General features: G+C 72.0%; 14 protein-coding genes, 2 tRNA genes, 1 other RNA gene and 1 pseudogene. 6 read left to right on the top strand and 12 right to left on the bottom strand.

The genetic code is table 11. The features are described from left to right. The first annotated feature begins 6 nt into the window (after nt 1-6). A tRNA-Gly gene (locus tag AC5L3C_RS19535) sits at nt 7-79 on the top strand. Nucleotides 80-130: 51 nt separating this feature from the next. On the opposite strand, the gene AC5L3C_RS19530 is transcribed toward AC5L3C_RS19535, so the two are convergent. The 4 genes from AC5L3C_RS19530 to AC5L3C_RS19515 form a co-directional block, all read right to left on the bottom strand. Continuing rightward, complete coding sequence (locus AC5L3C_RS19530) at nt 131-1030, bottom strand: phosphoribosylaminoimidazolesuccinocarboxamide synthase (RefSeq protein WP_493650093.1); 900 nt, start codon at nt 1028-1030, stop codon at nt 131-133. A 69-nt stretch (nt 1031-1099) separates the two neighbouring features. Beyond that, nucleotides 1100-2632: a N,N-dimethylformamidase beta subunit family domain-containing protein gene (locus AC5L3C_RS19525; RefSeq protein WP_493650092.1), complete on the bottom strand. Its 1533-nt coding sequence runs from the start codon at nt 2630-2632 to the stop codon at nt 1100-1102. A gap of 287 nt (nt 2633-2919) precedes the next feature. Beyond that, a complete protein-coding gene (locus AC5L3C_RS19520; RefSeq protein WP_493650091.1) occupies nt 2920-4782 on the bottom strand; it encodes a M48 family metalloprotease in 1863 nt (620 codons plus the stop codon). Nucleotides 4783-5075: 293 nt separating this feature from the next. Next, nucleotides 5076-6056, bottom strand: a complete 981-nt coding sequence (locus tag AC5L3C_RS19515) for a zinc-dependent alcohol dehydrogenase family protein (protein ID WP_493650090.1) — start codon at nt 6054-6056, stop codon at nt 5076-5078. 84 nt (nt 6057-6140) lie between these two features. On the opposite strand from AC5L3C_RS19515, the gene AC5L3C_RS19510 reads away from it, so the two are divergent. After that, a complete protein-coding gene (locus AC5L3C_RS19510; RefSeq protein WP_493650089.1) occupies nt 6141-6539 on the top strand; it encodes a winged helix-turn-helix transcriptional regulator in 399 nt (132 codons plus the stop codon). A 510-nt stretch (nt 6540-7049) separates the two neighbouring features. On the opposite strand, the gene purD is transcribed toward AC5L3C_RS19510, so the two are convergent. The 3 genes from purD to AC5L3C_RS19495 form a co-directional block, all read right to left on the bottom strand. Further along, nucleotides 7050-8303 (bottom strand): phosphoribosylamine--glycine ligase, encoded by a 1254-nt coding sequence (gene purD / locus AC5L3C_RS19505; protein ID WP_493650088.1) that lies wholly within the window; start codon nt 8301-8303, stop codon nt 7050-7052. A 125-nt stretch (nt 8304-8428) separates the two neighbouring features. Further along, the gene (locus tag AC5L3C_RS19500; protein WP_493650087.1) at nt 8429-10702 is read right to left on the bottom strand and encodes a DNA polymerase III subunit gamma and tau; all 2274 of its coding nucleotides are present in this window, start codon (nt 10700-10702) and stop codon (nt 8429-8431) included. A 177-nt stretch (nt 10703-10879) separates the two neighbouring features. Beyond that, nucleotides 10880-11914 (bottom strand): IS110 family RNA-guided transposase, encoded by a 1035-nt coding sequence (locus AC5L3C_RS19495; RefSeq protein ID WP_493650086.1) that lies wholly within the window; start codon nt 11912-11914, stop codon nt 10880-10882. A 320-nt stretch (nt 11915-12234) separates the two neighbouring features. On the opposite strand from AC5L3C_RS19495, the pseudogene AC5L3C_RS19490 reads away from it, so the two are divergent. Further along, nucleotides 12235-12558 (top strand): annotated as a pseudogene (locus tag AC5L3C_RS19490) (IS110 family transposase); the annotation flags it as partial. Between the two features lie 40 nt (nt 12559-12598). Here AC5L3C_RS19490 and ffs read toward each other — a convergent pair. Beyond that, nucleotides 12599-12697: signal recognition particle sRNA small type (gene ffs, locus AC5L3C_RS19485), an RNA gene on the bottom strand. A 72-nt stretch (nt 12698-12769) separates the two neighbouring features. On the opposite strand from ffs, the gene AC5L3C_RS19480 reads away from it, so the two are divergent. Continuing rightward, nucleotides 12770-12854, top strand: a tRNA-Ser gene (locus AC5L3C_RS19480). A gap of 303 nt (nt 12855-13157) precedes the next feature. Here the strand turns inward: AC5L3C_RS19480 and AC5L3C_RS19475 are convergent. The 3 genes from AC5L3C_RS19475 to AC5L3C_RS19465 form a co-directional block, all read right to left on the bottom strand. Continuing rightward, nucleotides 13158-13559 carry a PIN domain-containing protein gene (locus AC5L3C_RS19475; protein ID WP_115905919.1) on the bottom strand — a complete coding sequence of 134 codons (402 nt, stop codon included), beginning with the start codon at nt 13557-13559 and terminating at the stop codon, nt 13158-13160. After that, complete coding sequence (locus tag AC5L3C_RS19470; RefSeq protein WP_189696107.1) at nt 13556-13804, bottom strand: hypothetical protein; 249 nt, start codon at nt 13802-13804, stop codon at nt 13556-13558. The genes AC5L3C_RS19475 and AC5L3C_RS19470 overlap by 4 nt, the downstream gene beginning before the upstream one ends. 127 nt (nt 13805-13931) lie before the next feature. Next, entirely contained in the window at nt 13932-14147 is a 216-nt protein-coding gene (locus AC5L3C_RS19465; RefSeq protein WP_493650085.1) for a hypothetical protein, read from the bottom strand. A gap of 85 nt (nt 14148-14232) precedes the next feature. On the opposite strand from AC5L3C_RS19465, the gene AC5L3C_RS19460 reads away from it, so the two are divergent. Next, nucleotides 14233-14751 carry a hypothetical protein gene (locus tag AC5L3C_RS19460; protein WP_493650084.1) on the top strand — a complete coding sequence of 173 codons (519 nt, stop codon included), beginning with the start codon at nt 14233-14235 and terminating at the stop codon, nt 14749-14751. 566 nt (nt 14752-15317) lie between these two features. After that, on the top strand, nt 15318-16007 hold the full coding sequence (locus tag AC5L3C_RS19455) for a DUF1326 domain-containing protein (RefSeq protein ID WP_493650083.1): 690 nt from the start codon (nt 15318-15320) through the stop codon (nt 16005-16007). A gap of 34 nt (nt 16008-16041) precedes the next feature. Here AC5L3C_RS19455 and AC5L3C_RS19450 read toward each other — a convergent pair whose 3' ends face one another. Then, a complete protein-coding gene (locus tag AC5L3C_RS19450; RefSeq protein WP_493650082.1) occupies nt 16042-16881 on the bottom strand; it encodes a DUF2182 domain-containing protein in 840 nt (279 codons plus the stop codon). Nucleotides 16882-16961: the final 80 nt, after the last annotated feature.

Below are 16961 nucleotides of genomic sequence, written 5' to 3'. Positions count from 1 at the left end.
GCGCATGCGAACGTAGCTCAGTTGGTAGAGCGCAACCTTGCCAAGGTTGAGGTCGCGAGTTCGAACCTCGTCGTTCGCTCAGGGACAAGGCCCCGGTCATCGACCGGGGCCTCCTTCGTATGCCGGGTGCTCAGCCCCAGGTCGTGCCGGTCAGCCGCTCGTAGGCCTCCACGTACTTGGCGCGGGTGGCGTCCACGACGTGCTGCGGCAGCGGCGGCGGGGGCTGCTCGCTCCTGCGGTCCCAGCCCGACTCGGCCGAGGTGAGCCAGTCCCGCACGAACTGCTTGTCGTACGACGGCTGCGGGCGGCCCGGCTCCCACTGGTCGGCCGGCCAGAAGCGGGAGGAGTCCGGGGTGAGCGCCTCGTCCGCGATGACCAGGGTGTCGCCGTCGAAGCCGAACTCGAACTTGGTGTCCGCCAGGATGATCCCCCGGTCCCGGGCGATGTCTCGGGCCCGGGAGTAGGCGGCGAGGGTCGCCTGGCGCAGCTGGGCCGCGGTGTCCGCGCCGACCTGACGGGCGACCTCCTCGTAGGAGACGTTCTCGTCGTGCTCGCCGACGGCGGCCTTGGTGGCCGGGGTGAAGATCGGAGCGGGCAGCTCGGAGCCGTCCACCAGGCCCTCGGGGAGGGCGAGCCCGCAGACCGTACGGGACTCGTTGTACTCGGCCAGGCCCGAGCCGGTGAGATAGCCGCGGGCCACGCACTCCACGGGAACCATGTTCAGCGACTTGCACACGAGGGCGCGGCCGGCCCAGTCGTCGGGGGCGCCGGCCGGCAGCTCCGTGCTCAGCACATGATGCGGGAGCAGATCGGCGAGCTGCTCGAACCACCACAGGGAGAGCTGGGTGAGTACCCGGCCCTTGTCGGGGATCTCGGTCGGCAGGACCCAGTCGTAGGCGGAGATGCGGTCGCTGGCGACCATCACGAGGTCGCCCGCCTCGTTCCGGTACAGCTCGCGCACCTTGCCGGTGTGCAGATGCACCAAGCCCGGAACCTGGATCGGCTCGGGCTTTTCGACGAATCCGGACACGGTTCCTCCCCGTGGTTCTGTATGAATGCCTTGATTCTCCCGCACGGGGTGAACGGTCGCGGCCCGGGGTCAGTCGCGTTTGCAGATGCGGTCCAGGAGATTGGCGGTGGCGCGCTGAACCCGGGGGTCGACGTGGCCCGGCCGGTCCAGGGCCGGGGACCAGGCGAAGGTCCCGGATGCGAACACCCAGGCGCCTGAGGGGGCGCGGTAGAGGGAGGTCTCCTGGTGCCGCCGGGCGCCCGCCCGGTCGGTGTACGGGGAGTGGGCGAGCAGGACGCGCTCCTCGTAGGCGGGCAGCGGGGTGCGCGGGTAGTAGCGGTCCGCCTCGCCCGCGACCATGCCCTCGATCCGGTCGCCCTCGCCCGCGCCCGTCGCCTCCCACATCCAGTGGTCCGCGTTGCGCACGATCAGCGGGTGGGGTTCCGGGACGGGCCCGGCGTACTGGATGCCGAGCAGCTGCTGCTCCGCGCGGTCGATCTCCCGCCACAGCGCCGGTTTGCCCGGGCCCTGGCGCTTGCGGCAGGTCAGCAGGCGGTCGGGGCCGGACGGGGAGGGGACGAGCTCCACCTGCCAGTACAGCGTGTTGGCGGAGAGGAAGACCAGGGACGTGCCGTGCGCGCGGGCGCGTTCCACGGCGGTGCGCATGGGCACCGACCAGTACTCGTCGTGGCCGGGGAAGATCAGGCCCCGGTGGCGGGTGGGGTCGACCCGGCCGGCGTGCAGATCGCGGGCGTCGGCGTAGGCGAGGTCGTAGCCGTAGCGCTCCGCCCAGCGGATGACGTCATAGGCGTGCCCGACGTGCAGCGGGAGGCCGGCGCCCGCGTAGGGGCGGTCGAAGGAGACGGTGGTGGCGGCGTCGGACTCGCCGAGCAGCCGGCCCTGGTCGTCCCAGGCGTGGTAGAGGCTCGCGCCGGTACGGCCGTCCTCCGGGTAGAGGTTGTAGGCCTGCCACGTGATGTCGGGCAGGACGAGCAGGAGGTCCGCGGGACGGTCGTCGCGGACGGTGAACGGGATGTGCGAGCGGTACCCGTCGGCCGTGGTCAGTACGGCGACGTACGCGCCGACGCTCCAGTACGACGGGACCGGTAACCGCCAGGACAGCCACCAGTGGTGGCAGGAGACGGTGCGGTCGGCGGTGAGCGGCGGAGGCTGCACGATGCCGGAGAGGCGGGGACTCGAGGTGATCTTGGTGGCGCCGTCGCCGGCGTAGTGGCCGATGCGGTAGACGTCGACGTCGAACTCCTGGGGCGGGTCGACGGTGACGTGGAAGTCGATGGCCTCCCCCGGGGCGACGGCGCCGGTGGAGGTGAACCCCTTGATCTGACGGTGCACGTCGTCGGCCGCGCGGGGGCCGCCGGAGGACCGGGGGGCGGGGACCCGGGGGCCGCCCTGCCGGGGGACGCGGGGCGCGGCGGCGACCCGGGACGGGACGGTGCCGGGGCGCGCGCTGTCCTGGTCCACGTACCAGGGGACGACCTGGCCCGTGTCGCCGAAGTAGGTCTCACTGCCGCGCAGCCACGGGAGGGGGCCCTGCCCGAAAGGGTCGTTCACGGCGTGTGCCAGCACTCCCGACTCCCAGCGACGGATCTGCTCCGAGCCCATGATCGCTCCCCATCCCTCGTACCCCGGTTGCGGTGCGGCGCGTGGTGCTGTCCGGCAGGCGCCTGACGGGTGAGGCCCGGCGACGGTTATGTGCTTGTCGTATGTCCCGAGCCCTTGCCCGCGGGTCCGAACGGTCCAAGCACATCACATAACGCACCCACTCCGTCACCGTTCGTTTTGAATTGACCGAAAGCGGAAGGGTCTGCTCCGGGCGGGACGGTGTGCGGCGGCCGTGTGCGGCCGTGTGCGGCGGCGTACGGCCGTGTGCGGCGGCGTACAGCGAGGGCTCAGACGAGCCGTACGGGCTTCTCGGCGCGTATGCCGTGCTCGGTCAGCCAGCCGCGGAGGGCCGAGGGATCGCCGTCCTCGATCAGGGCCAGCACCTGGGGGGACAGATCCGCAGCCCGCGCACCGCCCAGGAGGAGGGTCGGGCCGTCGAGCCAGTCGAGACCCGGCGTGGCGCCGGCGGTGTCCATCGCCGCGCAGCAGACCATCGCCGTGATGTGGTCGGCGAGCAGCTCGCGGCCGGTGCGCGGGGGCTGGAGGGGGAAGAGCGGGAGCGCGCGCTCGTCGCGGAGGGGAGCGGGGTCGCCGGGGCCGTGCGCCGGGGCGCCTCCGGTGACGGCACTCGCGGCGGCCGCCGCCCCTGCCGCCGCCTCCTCACGGGCCAGCTCGGCGCTCAGCCGGGCGGCCAGGGCGGCACTGCGCGCGGTGGTACCGGCCAGATCGTCGTCCTCGGTCCCGTCTTCGGCTTCGTCCTCGTCCTCGTCCTCGTCCGGAAGGAGGCCGGAGGGCGGCGCCGGGTCCGCGAACGGGGTGGATGGTTCCGCGTCCGGGAACGGGGCCGATGGTTCCCCCGGGCCGGGGTGGGCCGTCAGGTGGGTGAGGACGCGGGTGAGGGTCGGCCCGTCCGGGGCCGGAGGGTCTCCCGGGTCCGGGGGTGCGTGGAGGGCGTCCAGGACCCGGTGGAGGCGGGCGGCGTCGGTGCGCCACTTGCGGTCGACGACCTCCTCCGGATAGTCGCCCCAGTGGACCGGCGCCCAGTCGGGTCCCGTCTTCGCGGGTCCTCCGTGGAACAGTCGCGCGGCGAGCAGCGAGGCGGCCTCGTCGACCGCGCCCGGCTCCTCGAGCAGGTCACAGGCGGGACGCTCGCCGAGGCGGGAGGCGAAGCCCTCGGCCAGCCGGTCCCGGCGGGACAGCTCCGTGAGCGCCGCCACCACTCCCGCGTTGAGGCGGGAGGGCCAGCGGCCCATCCGCCAGGCGGGCAGCGCGACCCGGGTGAGCAGCCGGTCCCACCCCGCGTACGCCAGCCCCACCTGCTCCTGGGCGACGATCCGCAGCCCGTAATCCACAGCCTGTGCGCGGTCGGCGGCCGCGGCGGCGACCCCGCGCTCCATCTCGGCGGCGTGCCCCCTGCACCCGCGCAGCAGCAGCCTGACCACCCAGCCGACGGCCGCGAACCCCGCACGGACCACCGGCCCGCGGTGCGGCGCCGAGGTGACGGCAACCGCCGCGTCCAGCCCCTGCACGAAACGCCGCGCGGCGGCTATGTCCGGGTGGGCCGACGGTCCCGTACCGGCGACGACCGGGGCGAGGACCGCGCGCAGCTCCCCCACCCGCATCCACCACAGGAACGGGGAGCCGATCACCAGCACGGGCGGGACGGGTGTACGGCGCGGGGGCCGTGCCGTACCGGCTATGTCGTCGTACTCCTCCGGCGGCGGGGGGCCGTGGGCCGGGTGGGTGCGGTCCTCCAGCCAGCTGTCGCAGTCCGGGGTGAGCGCTATCGCGGACGGCGCGGGAACGTCGAGACGGTCGGCGAGGTCGCGCACCATCCGGTACAGATCCGGGGCCGCCTCCTCGGCGATCGGCACGGTGGGGCTCACGGCGGGCCGGGCGCGGGCGACGACCAGGGCGACACCGGCGGCAAGGAGCAGCACGAGCACCGCCACCGGGGTGACGAGCCTGCGGGCCAGGTCCCAGCCGGTGCCCGGGAAATGCCCGGTGGAGGCGCCGACGAGCAGAATCACGGCGACGCCGGCCGGCAGCAGCGCGGCGGCCAGGGCCCGGCTGCGGACCCGCAGCACGGCCAGCGCACGGGACCGTGCGCTCTGTCCGCCCGCGCCCGCTCCCATTCCGCTTCCGCTCATGGCCCGACCTCACCCCCTCCCGGCTCCGGACACTGTCCTGGCGTTGCCCATGCCCCCCACTGTGACACCGGCCACTGACATCGCAATCCCGGTGGGCCAAGTGCCGGAATGCCTGCGCGGCACCCTAGTTGGGGCCCCGGGTCACGTCAGCCGGATGGCTCATCGCTCACTCGATGGAATGGCTTTGGGGAAAGGTGGATGACGGACGACAAGGGCATGGCCCCGCATCCTGAGACGGATCCGGGGCCTGGGGGGTTTATCGGGCAGGGAGGCAGGCCGGGGCCCGGCAGCCCCTAGACAGTGACGACGATCTTGCCGGTGTGAAGCCCCTTCTCGAGGTACTGGTGCGCGTCGACAACATCGTCGAGGGTGAAGACCTTGTCGATGGCGGGCTGGAGCGCACCAAGACGTACACCGGCGTTCAGGAAGGCCGACATGCGCTTGACCACGACGTCGTCGAGGGTGTGTTCGAAACTCTGGTAGCTGAAGAACGTCAGAGGCGCGCCTGACGGGAAGGGCACGGGCCGAGGGTCCAGGAAGCCCGCGGCGACGAGTGTTCCGCCGGGGCGGGCCGCGGCCAGGAGATCCTGCTGGCCGGGGCCCATGACGAGGTCAAGGACGATGTCGGCGCCGGCTCCGCCGGTGTGGTGGTGAACGGCTTCGACGACGTCCGTCTCATCGGTGGCGACGGCCGCGGCGGCGCCCGCGGCGAGCAGGCCGTCCTTCTTGGCGGTGTGCCGGGTGACGGCGAGGGGAACGGCGCCGATCTGCCGGGCGATCTGTATCGCCGCCTGTCCGACGCTGCCGGATGCGGCCGTGATGAGGACGTGGTCGCCGGGCCGCATCCGCGCCTTCTCGACGAGCGCGCCGTAGGCGGTGGAGAAGGCGACCCAGATCGCTGCCGCCTCAGTGATCCCGAGCGAACCGGGCCGGGCGATGACCCTGTTGGCGGGGACCGTGGTGTATTCGGCGTAGCTGCCCCTGACACCGGCGTCCGGAATGGCCGTGAGGATGACCGGGTCACCGACCTCCAGCCCGGTGACCTGCGGGCCGAGCGCGTCCACGATGCCCGTTCCTTCGACACCGAGGCGAGCGTGCGGCAGGGGGATGGGGGCGGGCAAGGTACCGGAACGCATCATCTGATCGAGCGGGTTGACGGCGAAGGCTTCGATCCTGACCCGTACCTCGCCGGCCTGCGGCTCGATGACCGGTTCCTCCACGACGCGCATGACGTCCGGCCCGCCGAACTCATCGAAGACGACGACTCTGGGCATGGGACTGCTCCTCTTTCCACGGTGGTTTGTTCTCGCGGAAAGACGTTACGGAGCGGCTGGTTACCTTTTGGTACCTTCGATTTCATGCGGAACACGGCCGGATCAGCCTTCCTCGCCGACTGCCCCACACGCCTGGCGGTCGAGATCCTCGCCGACAAGTGGGCCGCGCTCGTGCTCTTCGGGCTGAGTCAGGAGCCCCGTAGGCATGGTGAGCTCGTTGACCTGATCGGCGGCATCTCGCGCAAGGTCCTCACGCAGACGCTGCGTCGGCTCCAGCAGTACGGCCTGGTCGAGCGCCATGCAGTAGCTCCGAGGCGGGTTGAGTACGGCCTGACCGACCTCGGCCGGACCCTCGTCGAGCCGATCGAGGTGCTGACGGACTGGGCGAGGAATCACGGCGGGGCCATCGCCGACTTCCAGGAGGCGGCGCAGGCCGCTGCCGCCGCTCGGGCCCGGGTTGATACCGGCGATTCGGCCTCGTAGGTCGGAAGCGACGGTTCCGCCGCGGGCTCTCAACGGCGGCCACGTCCACAGCTGGTGGAACCGGGTACGGCACTTCGACGCCTCGGACGAGATCGCTGCACAGGACCGGATCCGCCGGTTCGCCGATGCCGGGTCGTGCCTCGAAACCGGGCATGAACCGCGCGGCGCGGGGGTGCCTAGACGAGGGCGGACAGCTCGGCGGCCCGGAAGACCGAAGAACCCAACTGCTCGGGGTCCGGGTGGGCCTGAGGCCGCTGGACTCCGGCCGTCCGGGGCCGACGGTCCAGAGGACCCGCGGTCGGCGGTCCGACGGGCCGGCGGGGCCCGGAGTCGGTGGCCCGTCGTGGACGAGGCACCGGCGGGCGGGGGAGCGGAGCCGGTGGAGGAAGGCCCGCAGCCCGGGTCCGATGGGCCGGAGCCCTGCCCGGGTCCGATAGGCCGGAGCCCACGCCGGGCCCGATGGACCAGGACCCAGCCCGGGCCCGATGGGCCGGGGCCCTGGGCCAGCCGTTAGGCGTCCTGGGCTGCCTTGGCCGCGATGTCCGTGCGGTACTGGCTGCCGTCGAGGCCGATGCGGGAGACCGCGCGGTAGGCGCGGTCGCGGGCCTCGGTGAGGTCCTTGCCGGTCGCCGTGATGGACAGCACCCGCCCGCCCGCGCTGACGATCCGGTCACCGTCGCGCCTGGTGCCGGCGTGCAGGACGTACGCGTGCGGGGCGTCCTGGGCGGCGACCTCGTCCAGGCCGGTGATCGGGTCGCCGGTGCGCGGGGTGCCGGGGTAGTTGTGCGAGGCGACGACCACGGTGACGGCGGCCTCGTCGCTCCAGCGGGTCGGCTCCAGATGGGCGAGGTTGCCGGTGGCGGCGGCCATGAGGAGCCCGCCCAGCGGCGTCCGCAGCCGGGCCAGGACCACCTGGGTCTCGGGGTCGCCGAAGCGGGCGTTGAACTCGATCACGCGGACACCGCGCGAGGTGATCGCCAGCCCGGCGTAGAGCAGGCCGGAGAACGGGGTGCCCCGGCGCCGCATCTCGTCGACGGTCGGCTGGAGAACCGTCTCCATGACCTCGTCGACCAGCTTCGGGTCGGCCCACGGCAGCGGGGAGTAGGCCCCCATGCCGCCGGTGTTCGGGCCCGCGTCGCCGTCCCGTGCGCGCTTGAAGTCCTGGGCCGGCTGGAGGGGCACGACGGTCTCGCCGTCGGTGATCGCGAAGAGGGAGACCTCGGGGCCGTCGAGGAACTCCTCGATCACCACGCGGTCGCAACCACGGGCGTGCGCGCGGGCCGCCTCGATGTCGTCCGTGACGACGACGCCCTTGCCGGCCGCGAGCCCGTCGTCCTTGACGACATGGGGGGCGCCGAACGCCTTCAGGGCCGCGTCGACCTCCTCGGGCGTCGTGCAGACGTAGCTGCGGGCGGTGGGCACACCGGCCGCCGCCATGACGTCCTTCGCGAAGGCCTTGGAACCCTCGAGCTGCGCGGCCTCCTTGGAGGGGCCGAAGACGGGGATGCCCGCGTCGCGCACGGCGTCGGCGACACCGGCGACCAGGGGCGCCTCCGGGCCGACCACCACGAGGTCCGCGCCGAGCCGCGTGGCCAGCGCCGACACGGCCGCGCCGTCGAGGGCGTCGACCGCGTGCAGCTCCGCCACCTCGGCGATGCCGGCGTTGCCGGGGGCGCAGTGCAGCGCGGTGACGTCGGGGTCGAGGGACAGGGAGTGGCACAGGGCGTGTTCGCGGGCGCCGCTACCGATGACGAGGACCTTCACGGGGGTCAGCCTAACGGGAGACGGCGGGTTCCCTTTGTGCGGGCTGCTGAGAGCGGAGGGAGAGATGCCTTGTCGCTTCCTCCAAATACACCACGGACACCATGCCTCGGCAGCCCGGCCGTCCCCTACTCGCTGGCGATCTCCTCGACGACCGTCGCTCCCAGCTCCCGTACGAGCAGTTCCTGTCCGGAGAGGGCGGACTCGTCCAGGTCGGGGTCGTCGTCCTCGGGAACGTCGTCCTCGGGCGAGACGGGCGGGGGCGGCTCCGGCGCGGAGGGCCGGGGGGCCGGCGGAGCGGAACCCGGCACGGGCCCGGCCGCCGCACCGGGCGGGCCCGGCGGCTGCGCGGGGGCGGCCGGCGCGGGAGCCTGGGGCGCGGAGGGACGCTGCCCTCCCCCCGGACCGCCGGAACCGCCGGAGCCGTACCCGCCGCCGCCACCGCCGTACCCGCCGCCGTTGCGACCGCCGGGCGGGCCGGACGGCGGGGGAGCCCCCGCACCGCCGCCGGACGGGTCGACGACCGCCTCGATCTTCCACTGCACGTTGAACTGCTCGGCCAGCGCCTGGCGCAGGACATCCTCGCTGCCGCTGCTGAGGAAGTTGTCCCGGGCGCCCGCGTTCACGAAGCCGAGCTGGAGGGTCGTGCCGTCGAATCCGGTCACCTGGGCGTTCTGACTGAGCAGGATCCATGTGAAGCGGCGACGGTTCTTGACCGTTTCCAGGATGTTGGGCCAGAGCATGCGGGGATCGGGTCCACCACCGCCGCCGCCCGACGGCGCGGTGGCCGGCGGCGCCCCTTCAGGCGCGGGCGCGGGTGCGGGTGCGGGTGCGCTCGGCGGTGGCGTGGCGGGCCGGCCGCCACCGGCGGGAGTCGCCGTGGGCCAGCCACCAGGCCGCCGGCCTCCGCCGCCGCCCCCGGCCGCCGCTCCCCCGGCGAGCGCTCCCCCGGCGGGCGCGGCGGTGGGCCAGGCACCGGGTGCACCGGCCGGCGCGGCCGGGCTCTCGGCGGCCGGTGCCGGGGCGGGAGCGGGTGCGGCCGCCGGGGGCGGTGCCTGGGCGGGAGCCGGTGCGGGCGGCGCGGGCGTGGGCGCCGGCCCCGGTGGCCGCACCGCGGCCCGGGCAGCGGCGGCACCGCCTCCCGGCTCGATGCCGCCCTGCCCCTGCGCTCCCCCATGGGCCTCCGGCCCAGGGACGTATCCCATGGCGGGCACTCCGGCAGCGCCGGCCCCCGCCGAGAAGTTCACCCCGCGCTCGATCCGGTCCAGCCGGGCCATGACCGAGCGCTCGTCGCCGTACGCGGCGGGAAGCAGCACGCGCGCGCAGATCAGCTCGAGCTGGAGACGGGGCGAGGTGGCGCCGCGCATCTCGGTCAGCCCCTCGTTGACGATGTCGGCGGCGCGGGTGAGCTCGGCGGGTCCGTAGGTGCCGGCCTGGGCCTGCATCCGCTCCACGACGTCGGCGGGGGCGTCGATCAGCCCCTTCTCTGCGGCGTCGGGGACGGCGGCGAGGATGACGAGGTCCCGCAGCCGCTCCAGCAGGTCCGCGACGAACCTGCGCGGGTCGTTGCCGCCCTCGATGACCCGGTCGACGACCTCGAAGGCGGCGGCGCCGTCCCCGGTCGCGAAGGCCTCGACCACGGAGTCGAGCAGCGAGCCGTCCGTGTACCCGAGCAGGGCCGTGGCCATGGCATACGTCACGCCGTCCGCCCCGGCACCGGCGAGCAGCTGGTCCATGACGGACATCGAGTCACGCACGGACCCGGCACCGGCCCGCACGACGAGCGGCAGCACGCCCTCCTCGACGGGGATGTCCTCCTTCCCGCACACCTCGCCGAGGTACTCGCGCAGGGTGCCGGGCGGTACCAGCCGGAACGGGTAGTGGTGGGTGCGCGAGCGGATCGTCCCGATGACCTTCTCGGGCTCGGTGGTCGCGAAGATGAACTTGAGGTGCTCAGGAGGCTCCTCGACGACCTTGAGCAGGGCGTTGAAACCGGCCGACGTGACCATGTGGGCCTCGTCGATGATGTAGATCTTGTACCGGCTGGAGGCGGGCCCGAAGAACGCCTTCTCACGCAGGTCACGGGCGTCGTCCACACCACCGTGGGACGCGGCGTCGATCTCGATGACGTCGATCGAACCGGGCCCGTTGCGCGCGAGGTCGCGGCACGACTGGCACTCCCCGCACGGGGTCGGCGTGGGCCCCTGCTCGCAGTTCAGACACCGCGCGAGGATGCGCGCACTGGTCGTCTTGCCGCAGCCGCGCGGACCACTGAACAGGTACGCGTGATTGACCCGGTTGTTCCGCAGCGCCTGCTGCAACGGGCCGGTGACATGCTCCTGCCCGATGACCTCGGCGAACGACTCCGGGCGATAGCGGCGGTACAGCGCGAGAGACGACACGCCTACGAGGTTATAGGCGCCCACTGACATTGATAGTGGTACGCAGGTTCCGGTGGTCGTGGCTCCACCACTGACTGACGTCCTGCTGGGCTGTCTTCCGGTTGTTCTGTCCGGCTGCCGGGACCTGTTCTCACGGCTCCGGCCGGGCGGAACATGACCTGATAGCGCCTCTGTGTGTCAAGCGGCCTGAGCGAGGTGGTTCCGTTGATCTCGTTTCATGATCCGGTAGACCACGTTGGACAGGCGTCGCTTGAGGGCCCGGCGGGCCTCCGAAGGGGTCTTCCCCTCACTGATCTTGCGGAGGTAGTAGTCCTGCCCGCGCCCGCCGTCGCGGATCTGGCAGACGGCGATCGTGTGCAGCACCGAGTTCAGCGCGCGGTTGCCACCGGTGTTGAGCCGGTGGCGGACGTTGTTGCCGCTGGAGGCGTCCAGTGGCGCGCTGCCGGTGTAGCTGGCGAAGTGATGCTCGGTGGGGAACCGGGCGACGTCCCCGATGTGGCCGAGGACCTTCGCGGCCAGCACGGTGCCCAGGCCCGGCAGGGTGGTCAGCGTCGTGCGGGTCGCGGCGACGGCCTCGCGCATTTCGGCTTCATTGTCCTTGACCTGCCGGTCCAGTCTGCGCAGGTCGGCCAGCAGATCACGGGCTATGTCCCGGCGGCAGTTGTCGGTGGCCGTGACCGGCCGGACGCCCTTCATCAAGGCGGCGGCCTTGTCGGCCGACAGGCCGGTGGGGGCTCCGCCGGGCAGGAGATCACGCAGGACGGCGTGGAGCCGGTTGAGGACGCGGGTGCGCTCGTGGACCAGGTCGTCCCGGCGCTCGGTCAGCAGCCGCAGGATCGTGGTCTGGTCTTCGGGGACCACGGGTCGCAGGTCGTGGCGGAAGAGGGCGGCCTGGGCGACGTGGAGGGCGTCCTTCGCGTCGGTCTTGCGGTCTCCGCCGGTGGCCAGCAGCCGGGCCCGGGCCGACAGGGTGGAGGGCACGTCGACCACGTTCTCGCCCGCGGCGGCCAGCTGCTGGGCGAGGGAGCGGCCCAGGCCGCCGGCGCCTTCGACCGCGAAACGACGGTCGGGCCACTGCTCGCACCAGCGCATCAGCTGGCGGAAGGTTCCGGCGTTGACGACGAACCGGCGCTGGGCCACCTGGTGGCCGGCGGCGTCCACGGCGACGGCGGTGTGGGACGACTTGTGGGGATCGACACCGATCAGGATCACAGGCTGCTGCCCTCGCACTCGATGAGACAGGAAGGGGAGTGCGGTGGGCACCCTGACTTGAAGTCACCGTGTCGCCTTCATGCCTCTGTCGAGCCACACCGCGCGGGTGTCGGCCGGCGGCGGCACGCTATCAGTGAGCCAGCCCGAGGGCGGCAAGGAGCACTGCGGGCCCGTGCCGACCGACACCCTGGACGCTACGGCTGCAGACCGAGCGTCTGGGGTTGATTCAACAAGTCAGGAGCTTGGTCAGAAGCCCCCTCAATGTCCTGTCTGCGCCACCCGGCCGGCGCCTCACCTCCGGCTAGGAAGGCACCCTCAGCATGACATCAGCGGCGGCCCAGGACACAGCGGACCAGGACGTGCTCGGCGGGGTCGACTCCCATGCCGACACCATCCATATCGCGGTCATCAGCGACAACGGCGGCCATCTCGCGGACGCCGAGTTCGCCACCACCGCGGCCGGATACGCCGCAGCTCTGGCCTTCCTCACCGCCCACGGCCACGTCGTCGCCATCGGCGTGGAAGGAACCGCCTCCTACGGGGCGGGCTTCACCCGCGCCGCCCGCTCCTGCGGGCACCGTGTGATCGAGGTCAACCGGCCCGACCGGGCCGAACGCCGCCGCATCGGCAAGTCCGACCCCATCGACGCCTACGCCGCCGCCCGCGCCGCCCTGTCCCACCGCACACACAAGCGCCCCCCACGCACCCGCCAGAGCCAACCTACCCTTGCTGCCTTCCGGCCCTGGGGGAGTTCAGTCAGATAGCGCCGCGTGAGGGGCTACGCAGAGGCTACCCCATGTCCCGGCCCCGGAACGAGTTCGCGAGCACTCCTCTCGGTCATGTAATGTTTCCGGCGGAGGATTCGCCTAGAGGCCTAGGGCGCACGCTTGGAAAGCGTGTTGGGGGCAACCCCTCACGAGTTCGAATCTCGTATCCTCCGCAGCCGCCTGAACAGGCGAAACGAAGAGCCGGACCGCTCATTGCGATCCGGCTCTTCGGCATGCCCTGATTGCAGTTTCGGTTGCATTTATAGGCGACATTTAGGACACATCCTCAAGCAGGAAAGGCGCACGCTCAGTCCCTCCAGGGCGACCGACGCAGACCCTGAGGAGCTTTGACACCGAACGCGGTCATGCCCCCGCGTCCGTCGATGCCTCATGCACCCATCGCGGGCTGACCTGCGGCGACTCTGATTTCTGCGAATCCACGCGGATCTGCCCATGGCCCCGGGGCGATGTCGCGGTTACAGCCCGATCATCCGGACCTTGCTGCCGCACAGCCGGGTCAGGTCATCGACATCCGACGTGAGGATGGCGACCGGGCCAGGCTGACGCAAAGCCGCTTCCGCGACGGTTGCGTCGATCGCGTACTTGTGTCCGTGCAAACCGGCGCCCTTGAGCAGTTGTGCCGCCGCCTTGGCCGCCGCCTCCGTGACCGGCTCCACCTTGACCCGGGAGAGCGCCCATTGCAGTCGGGGCAGGTTCACCCTGGCGTGACTCACCTCCACGATGGTGTTGGCGCTGACGACAAGGTCCGCTCCCATGTCGTGGAACACCTGGAACATCGCCAGAACCTTCCGGTCCTGCGCCACCCAGGCCGACAGCCCCTCACTGTCCAGGACGACGGTCTCGATGTGCCCGCTCACGCGGCGCTCGCGCCACCGGCGGCCTGCGTCGTACCGAAGATCCGCGCCCGCGCCTCGGCCAGCTCTTCCTCGCTGAAGGCCCCGTGGTCGTCTGTGTGGCTACGCAGGTCGGCCCCCAGGAGCTGGTGCCGGATCTGCCTGGCGACCGCTTCGGCCACGTAGCCGGAGATGTTGTCCGTGATCTTCTTGAGCTCTGCCACCTGCTCGGTGGGGAGTGTCACCGTGATGCGTGTGGTGTCAGCCATACCGCAAGCATACTGCGGTATGCGCGCTGCGTGCTGCCTTTCCTCCGCTGTCGGTCCGGTCAGCGGCAATCGCGGCGACTGTCAGGTCGAGCAGGGGATCAGCCGGGCAGTTGTACGACGCGCCAGTTCAGCGAGCCCAGGAGCGGTATGCCTCGATCCATTGCCAGCCCTCGGGGGCAGGTTCCGGCAGCGGCAGGTCCAGAATTCCGATGTCCTGTCGGACCGTGTCCCGGGCGCAACGTGCGACCACGCCCCCGTCCTCGGCCAGATCGACACCGACCACGCTCACCTCGACGCCGAGAACAGTCGTGGTGAACGGCACGGCAAGGCTCTCCTCGATCATCGTGAAGAAGCCGGTGCGCTGCTCATCCTCGTCGTAGGCGTCGACGGTGGCCGCCGAACCGCTGATCGGCTTCTACCATGCGCTCATGCGACCGGTCTGGGACCAGCTCGAACGCCCCGGCAGTGCGACTCGGGTCTGGCAGGCCAGCCGTCGACGCTTCGTAAGCAATGTCCTCGGGCCCCACTTCGAACAGATCTGCCGCGACTGGGCGCTGCATCACGCCGACCCCGAGCTCCTGGGCGGTCTGCCCGCCCGCGTCGGACATGGTGTCGTCCACGACCCCAAGGCCCGCACCGGTCACGAGGTCGATGTGGCGGTCATCGGAATCACGGATGGCGCCAAGCCTCCGCTCCTGGCCATCGGAGAGGCCAAATGGAACGACACCATGGGCGCTTCCCACATCGAACGTCTCCGGCACATCCGCGACCTCGTCACCCTGGCGGGCCGCTACGACACCACCAACACCCGGCTCTTCTGCTTCAGCGGAGCCGGATTCAACGACAAGGCGCACGCCGCAGCAGCGGCCGACCCGGACATCCGACTGATCAACCTGGCGACCCTCTACGGCGAGGTCTCCCCGCCGCAAGGCCAGGCGGGCCCCTGAGCCCGCCCCGCTGACCGAGCCGGCCTGCTCGGTCAGATGAACACCGCTTCGCCCCACCACGCCGCCCAAATGCCGGGCACCAACGACCACCAGAAACCCGTCATCGCCGCCATCGCGGAGCAAGCGCTCCGCGGAGGGGATTCCTCGCGCACCTGACCCGGTTCCGACCCTCTCGCGGGATCTCCGACAGGTTCACACCCTGCGAGGGCAGTGGCCGCAGGACAGCACGTCGAAGCAGTGGAACGCGGTGTCGATCCGCGCCGACGGCACCGTGATGGCCATCCGCCTCCGGGACGAGTAGCCCGGAAGCCAGCGGTCTCGTAACCTCCGCCAGGGTGTCTCGGCCATGGGGGCGCAGCGGAGATCGGCGTGGTGGGCGCCGACCGGCTCGGCGCCTGGCGCGGGGTGTGAGGGGACGCAGAAGCCCGGGGCGGGGTGGGTTCCCTCTGTGGGAAGCGGGGTGCAAGCTGGAAGGGAGGCCGTCTCGTCGTGTCGGGCGCGGGCTCGTGGGCGCGCGGTCTTGCCACTCCGAGTGAGCCGTTCCGGCTCGGCGGGAGGGAAGCGAGATGAGCGATCACGTCACCACCGAGCACGTCACCACCGAGCACGTCGGCACCGATACCCGCTGGCATCTCACCGGCGACTGGTTCGACGTGTGCAAGTGCGCCATACCGTGCCCCTGTACGTTCGCCCAGCCTCCGACCTACGGCGACTGCGAGGGTGTGCTGGTCTGGCACGTGCGCGAAGGGAGCTTCGGGGATGTGCGGCTCGACGGGCTGAACGTCCTGATGATCGGTTCCTTCACCGGCAACCCCTGGGAGGGGACCCACACCGATCCGTACGCCGCGGTGTTCCTCGACGAGCGGGCCGACGAGCGGCAGCGGGCCGCGCTCGGGGCCATTTTCGGCGGGGAGGCCGGGGGGTGGCCGGCGCGGTTCGGGGAGATGTTCCACCCGGAGATGCGCGGCATGGACGTCGCACCCGTGCACGTCGAGATCGACGAGGACCTCGGCGCCTGGCGGGCCGAGGTTCCCGGCCGGGTCACGGCCGTCGCCGAGGCGCTCGGCGGTCCGACGACGCCGGAGGGCGCCCGCGTCCAGGTGCTCAACGCCCCGGGTGCCGAGGTCGGGCCGGGCCAGGTCGCCACCTGGGGCCGGGCCACGACCGACCGTGCCGAGGCGTTCGGCTTCTCCTGGGAACGCTCGGGGAAGTCGAGCAAGCACTTCCCGTTCGAGTGGAGCGGGCCCGATGAATGACGGGTGAGGCCCACTCTCCGGGTGAGGCCCACTCTCACATGTCGTTCGTCATCGGCATCGTTGCCTGGAGTCCTGGCAGCAGCCAGTCCTGGGTCGGGGCCAGCGCGGCCAGGACCAGGAAGGCGATGCCCACCGCCCTGGCCAGCAGCGGGCCGCGGGACCACAGCTTCTCCACGAAGATCACCACGGCCAGCGCCGCCATCGCCGCCACGTTCATCACGCCGAGGGGCACCAGGACGAGCATCAGCCCCGCGCAGCAGCCCACGCAGTAGGCGCCGTGGTGCAGGCCCACCCGGAGGTCGCGGGCGGGCCGGCGGAACCCGGCGTAGCGCACCAGGTGGCCCATGGGGTCGCGGCAGTGCCGCAGGCAGACGTTCTTCAGGGGGCCGAGCTGGTACAGGCCCGCGAGCAGGAAGGCGGCCGCTGCGATCCAGCGCCCGGCGGTGGGGTGGTCCTCCACCAGGCCGCCGGTGACGGCCAGGGCCGCGTAGGCGAGCAGGCCGAAGGCGGTCCACACCAGCAGGTAGCCGCCCACGAACTCGGTGGTGCGCGCGGTCCGCGTCCAGCCGGAGGACCGTCGGCCGATCGCGCGGACCCAGGTGACGGCCACCGGCGCCATGGACGGCAGCATCATGGCCGCCATCATCGTCACCCACAGCAGCAGGAACAGCGGCAGGGCCGTGCCCATCGTGCCGGGTCCGACCCCCATGTCCCGGGCCTGTCCGATCGTCAGTACCCAGGCGGGCACCGTGATCAGGACGATCAGCAGCCAGGCGGCGGCGAGCCGGCGGGCCGGGAGCAGCGCCCCGCCCGCTCCGGTCGGCGCTGGCGGCCGCGGGGCGGAAGCGACGGTGGGGATCCGGGTGTGGCGCATCGGCGCGTACTCCTGCGACTGCTTCCAGCAGAGCACGGATCCCAGGGCCCCGCGACCGCGCCGCCGCACGGTGAGGCCGT

It is taken from the genome of Streptomyces speibonae (assembly GCF_984686075.1).
This window is presented reverse-complemented; position numbering and strand designations above follow the sequence as displayed.

What these genes read in the sequence shown, in the direction of transcription:
- AC5L3C_RS19515 (WP_493650090.1), bottom strand. Translation starts at nt 6,056, where the DNA reads ATGCCCAGAGTCGTCGTCTTCGATGAGTTCGGCGGGCCGGACGTCATG.
- AC5L3C_RS19510 (WP_493650089.1), top strand. Translation starts at nt 6,141, where the DNA reads ATGCGGAACACGGCCGGATCAGCCTTCCTCGCCGACTGCCCCACACGC.
- AC5L3C_RS19450 (WP_493650082.1), bottom strand. Translation starts at nt 16,881, where the DNA reads ATGCGCCACACCCGGATCCCCACCGTCGCTTCCGCCCCGCGGCCGCCA.
- AC5L3C_RS19460 (WP_493650084.1), top strand. Translation starts at nt 14,233, where the DNA reads ATGCGACCGGTCTGGGACCAGCTCGAACGCCCCGGCAGTGCGACTCGG.
- AC5L3C_RS19520 (WP_493650091.1), bottom strand. Translation starts at nt 4,782, where the DNA reads ATGAGCGGAAGCGGAATGGGAGCGGGCGCGGGCGGACAGAGCGCACGG.
- AC5L3C_RS19455 (WP_493650083.1), top strand. Translation starts at nt 15,318, where the DNA reads ATGAGCGATCACGTCACCACCGAGCACGTCACCACCGAGCACGTCGGC.
- AC5L3C_RS19525 (WP_493650092.1), bottom strand. Translation starts at nt 2,632, where the DNA reads ATGGGCTCGGAGCAGATCCGTCGCTGGGAGTCGGGAGTGCTGGCACAC.
- AC5L3C_RS19465 (WP_493650085.1), bottom strand. Translation starts at nt 14,147, where the DNA reads ATGATCGAGGAGAGCCTTGCCGTGCCGTTCACCACGACTGTTCTCGGC.
- AC5L3C_RS19470 (WP_189696107.1), bottom strand. Translation starts at nt 13,804, where the DNA reads ATGGCTGACACCACACGCATCACGGTGACACTCCCCACCGAGCAGGTG.